Origin of the sequence: Sunxiuqinia dokdonensis (assembly GCF_001270965.1) — a bacterium.
In the GTDB taxonomy this organism is placed as follows: domain Bacteria; phylum Bacteroidota; class Bacteroidia; order Bacteroidales; family Prolixibacteraceae; genus Sunxiuqinia; species Sunxiuqinia dokdonensis.
In genome coordinates this window covers 1-4,303 of record NZ_LGIA01000095.1, presented here as the reverse complement: position 1 = coordinate 4,303, position 4,303 = coordinate 1, and the positions used below count along the sequence as shown (strand labels likewise).

Sequence of the window (4,303 nt, the reverse complement as noted above, 5' to 3'; positions counted from 1 at the left end):
CCGGACTGATTGAGCGCTACCTGACCCTAAATTTCAGGGAAGGGCAGCCGGTGCTGGGCGGTATTGATTTTCGGGACCGGCTCCGGGTGATGGACCAGTTTGTGGAAATCCTCAGTCTGAGTGACTTTTCCCATCTGCCGGGCGAGCTGCGTCCGGCGGGAAACCATCCGCGAACTCAGCTGCCTGTTTCCTTTGTACACCCGGTGAGCTGGAACCTGCCGTTTTCGCATGTGACCAACCTGTTTATCTACGTACCCGACCAGCAGCAGACCAAGGCCATGCTGGAAGACAGCTACAAGAAGATCTACAGCCTGTCGCGCTTTTCCTCGGAAAACAAGGTGAATGCCGGGCTGATTGAACAGTTTTTGGACACGGTCCAGACCACCGGAGAGAAGCTGGTGAAAACCCATTTCAATGTGCTGCTTTTTGATGACTCCCTCGCCCGGCTCAAGCAACACAAAAGCGAAACTGCTTCGGCTTTTTCGATGATGAACTGTTTTCCCTACCAGCATTCGTTCGATCTGCCACTGTTGTTTTTTGCCTGCGTACCCTTTTCAACCCAACTGCCGGAAACGGAAGCCTTTATCACCCAGGTACCACAGGCCTGCTGCCTGACCAATTTTGAAGGAGCCATTCGCAGTTCCGACTCGGATTTTACCCTCTACCTGTCCAACCGGCAGGAAGGCTGCCCGGTCAAAATCGACCTTTCGGATGAGCCGATGGACAGGCACCTGATCCACAACCGCAACAAGCTGGTGATTGGCGGATCGGGCTCCGGGAAATCGTTTTTCACCAACCATTTGCTGCGCCAGTATGCCGAAAGTGAAAACTGCCATGTGGTCTTGCTGGATGTGGGTCGAAGCTATGAGCTGCTGACCCGCTACCTGGATGAGCGGCTGAAGGAGCGTGGTGGGGCGATGATGGTGGAATTCACCTCCGAGAACCCGATCTCCTTTAACCCCTTTGTACTGACCGGCTCGCTCGACGTGGAACGCAGGCAAACCATCCTGTCGGTGATTTACACGATTTACAAAGAGAACCTGACGGAGATGGAAAAGGATGTCATGGCCCGTTCGCTGTCCGAGTTTTTCAAAACCAAAGGGCCGGAGCGTTCTTTTAACGGCTATTATGAGTTTTGCCTGGAGCTTATCCCCGGGCTGGTCAGGGCGCAGCAACTGGACTTTAACAGCGCCGAGTTCTTCTTTATCCTCTCGAAATATTACCGGGGAGGGGAGTATGACTACCTGTTGAACAAGCCCATGCAGACCGACGAGTTTTTCCGCTGTCCGTTTTTGGTTTTCGAACTGGACTCGATCAAGGATCACCCGGTAATTTTCCCGGTGGCCACGCTGATTATCATGGATATTTTCCTTCAGAAGATGCGCCGGCTGAAGGGCGTGCGCAAGGTCATCTGCATTGAGGAAGCCTGGAAAGCCATTGCCACGCCGCAGATGGCCGGTTACATCAAGTATTTTTTTAAAACCATCCGCAAGTTTTTTGGTGAGGCCATGGTCGTTACCCAGGAAGTGGATGATGTGATCTCCTCGCCGGTGATTCGGGATGCCATTATCAACAATGCCGACACGCGAATTCTGCTGGACATGGGCAAATTCAAAAACAAGTTTGAGCAGATCAGCCAGACGCTCGGACTATCGGAGTTCCAAAAGGAACAGATCCTGTCGATCAACAAAAACCTGCCAGCGGACCGAAAACTCAAAGAAGTTTTTATCGGCCTGGGCAGTTATTCGCGGGTTTTTGCTCTCGAAGTCAGCCGGGCGGAATACTACTGTTACACCTCGGAGCAAGCCGAAAAGGAGAAGGTCCTGAGTACGCTTTCCGGTGGCTCCCGGGCATCTTTTTTAGAAACCTTAAAATCCATTTGACATGAACTTCAAAAACAACACCATGAAAGGAACGAACAAAACAACAATCTGGTTCCTGGCGGTGATACTTGCCTTACTGGCAATTTCCCCAAAAATCGTTACCAGCCAAACCCCGGTCACGGATGTGGGTGCCGGAATTCAGCGAGAAGCCCTCTGGACACAGGAGAAGGGTATCCTGTCCAAGATCAACTGGTACAATATTTTGATTGAAGCGCTAAACGGCGATATCAAAGGCTTGACCGGTGAACTGCTGGGGATTGATCAGAAACTACTGGAAAGTGTGGAGCAGGTTTCCGGGCTGATCAAAGACTACAAACGCGTGAAGCAAACCCGGGAGATGCTGGAAAAGATCATGGAAATCTATACCGAAAAGCTGCCCCGGCTGGTTCAGGATGAGAACTTCACCGACCAGCAGGCGGTGGTGATTGTGCAGTCCTTTGATTTGATCCTGGACGACAGCCGCCAGCTGGCCACCGGTATTCTGAATACCATCTTGAAGGACCGGCAGTTCCTGATGGATGACAAGCAGCGCTACGATACCATCAACGGAATTTACGAGGATGTCCGCCAGCACTACGGCACCATTTGCTACCTGTACAACAAGCTGTTGTACGCCTCCTATATGAAAAGTTTTGAAAGCGACAAGCTGGAAAGCTTTGCCCTTTATTACAGCCTTTATCAATAGCGAATTCAGCGTTTTTCAAATTAAAAACATCATTTAAAAACAAAATACTATGAAACTTATTTTGCCCTTACTTGGAATGACCATGAGCGTCATGCTTGCCACTGCCGTATTCCCTAAACAGGCCAGCGCCCAGCTTCTGAATGTCAAACCTTGGCATGGCTATTACCCGGAGATGAACGACAGCTACCCCCTGAGTTTTGTGGCCTTCAAAGGTTGGCTGATTCCAAAGCCGCACGTTTTTGTCCGTACGTGGCCCACACATTACTATGTGGAGCTGGGGGCTTTGCCGGTGTCTGATGCTGAAGCTTACGCAGGAGAAACCAAAACCGGCTTACTGCGCATTGTCGCCAGGCTGTTGGAACAATCAAAAATGAAAAGCCGGAGTGAAGAAACCTCCCGGATCAAGAGCAATAAGGAACTGGAACAGGCCATTGAGCAGCGACTGTTCCAAGCCCGTTCCGATGAGCTACCTGATATTTACGGACTGGCCAACCGGTTTATCCGGCTGTACGATAAAATCCGGCAACTGGACCAGTTGGAACAGACCGCACCCATTAAAAAGATCCTTCAACAGGAGGCCGATGATTTGCTGCTTCGCTTTTTGATGGTCAACCTGCTGCAAACGGATCACGGAGAGAAGGTGGAGGCTTTTGCAGCGATCAGCAAAGCGCTCAATGAGCTGAGCGGAGAGACGGACTATACCTTTCAAAAGGTCAGCCACTTTAACTTCTACCAGAACGACCAGTTCCACAGTTATGCTTTTTTAAGCCGGTAGGGTACACATTGCCAGTTCGATTAACCATCCAAAATCCAAACACATGCTTTTACAAATCATCACTACCGACGGCTTTTTCAATTTCACCGATCTGCTGGTCGATGCCGGAATTAGCCAGGCCGGCCTGCTGGTGGACATGGCCCGGGCCATTGGCGGGATTGCCGCCTTCTTTTATATTGCCAAGCGCATCTATGAACAACTGATTGCCGACAATCCCGTCTACCTGCTTCCGTTGCTGCGCCCTTTCGCCCTGGTGCTGGTGATCAGCTTCTGGGGCCCCTTTGTCAACCTGCTGATGGTTCCCACCAAAGGGCTGACCCACCTTTCGGAAGCCATTTATGCCGACAAGAAACACCTGGTAGCCGAGAAGCTGGAGGAGAAGCAGGATGCCATCCTGGCTGTGGACATGCCACTTTTCTATGAAAACGAGGAGAAAGAGGCCGCACTCTGGGATAAGGGAATCAACTTGCTGCTGACGACCTACAACATTGTCAGCGGCCGTGCCCTGCAGCACCAAATCAATTTTTACATGATGAATGCCACCCGGCAACTATTGGAATCCTTGTTTGAGGTACTGGTTTACCTGATTGCTTTTCTTAGAACCGTGTTTTGTGTGCTGCTGGTGGTTTTTGGTCCGCTGGTTTTTGCGCTGTCCATTTTTGACGGCTTCCAGGATAACTACCTGCAGTGGATCGCCCGTTTTGTCAATGTGAACCTGTATCTGCCCATCGCCCTGATCATTTTATCGCTGGTTCAGGAGGTGCTGATCTTTGTTCTGGACCAGGAAATTGCCCTGATCCATTCGATGCTGTTTTACCAGCCCTCATTGTTTTTCGTCTCCAACCTGGTCGTTCCCGTCTGTGGAATCGTGGGCATGGCGCTGGTTCCCAAAATTGCTTCGTGGATTGTGCAGGCCAGTGGAACCAACTCCGGTGGCGGCAGGTTGATTCGCACCGCTGC

Annotated in this window: 4 protein-coding genes; all 4 read left to right on the top strand. The window is 51.0% G+C overall.

Annotated elements, in window-relative coordinates; translation table 11 throughout:
- On the top strand, nt 1-1,883 hold a 1,883-nt coding region (locus NC99_RS07195), incomplete at its 5' end, for a TraG family conjugative transposon ATPase (protein WP_053181554.1).
- A gap of 1 nt (nt 1,884) precedes the next feature.
- Nucleotides 1,885-2,568 carry a hypothetical protein gene (locus tag NC99_RS07190; RefSeq protein WP_053181552.1) on the top strand — a complete coding sequence of 228 codons (684 nt, stop codon included), beginning with the start codon at nt 1,885-1,887 and terminating at the stop codon, nt 2,566-2,568.
- Between the two features lie 49 nt (nt 2,569-2,617).
- Complete coding sequence (locus tag NC99_RS07185) at nt 2,618-3,343, top strand: hypothetical protein (protein ID WP_053181550.1); 726 nt, start codon at nt 2,618-2,620, stop codon at nt 3,341-3,343.
- A 43-nt stretch (nt 3,344-3,386) separates the two neighbouring features.
- A partial coding sequence (locus tag NC99_RS07180; protein ID WP_053181547.1) for a hypothetical protein occupies nt 3,387-4,303 on the top strand: 917 nt, incomplete at its 3' end.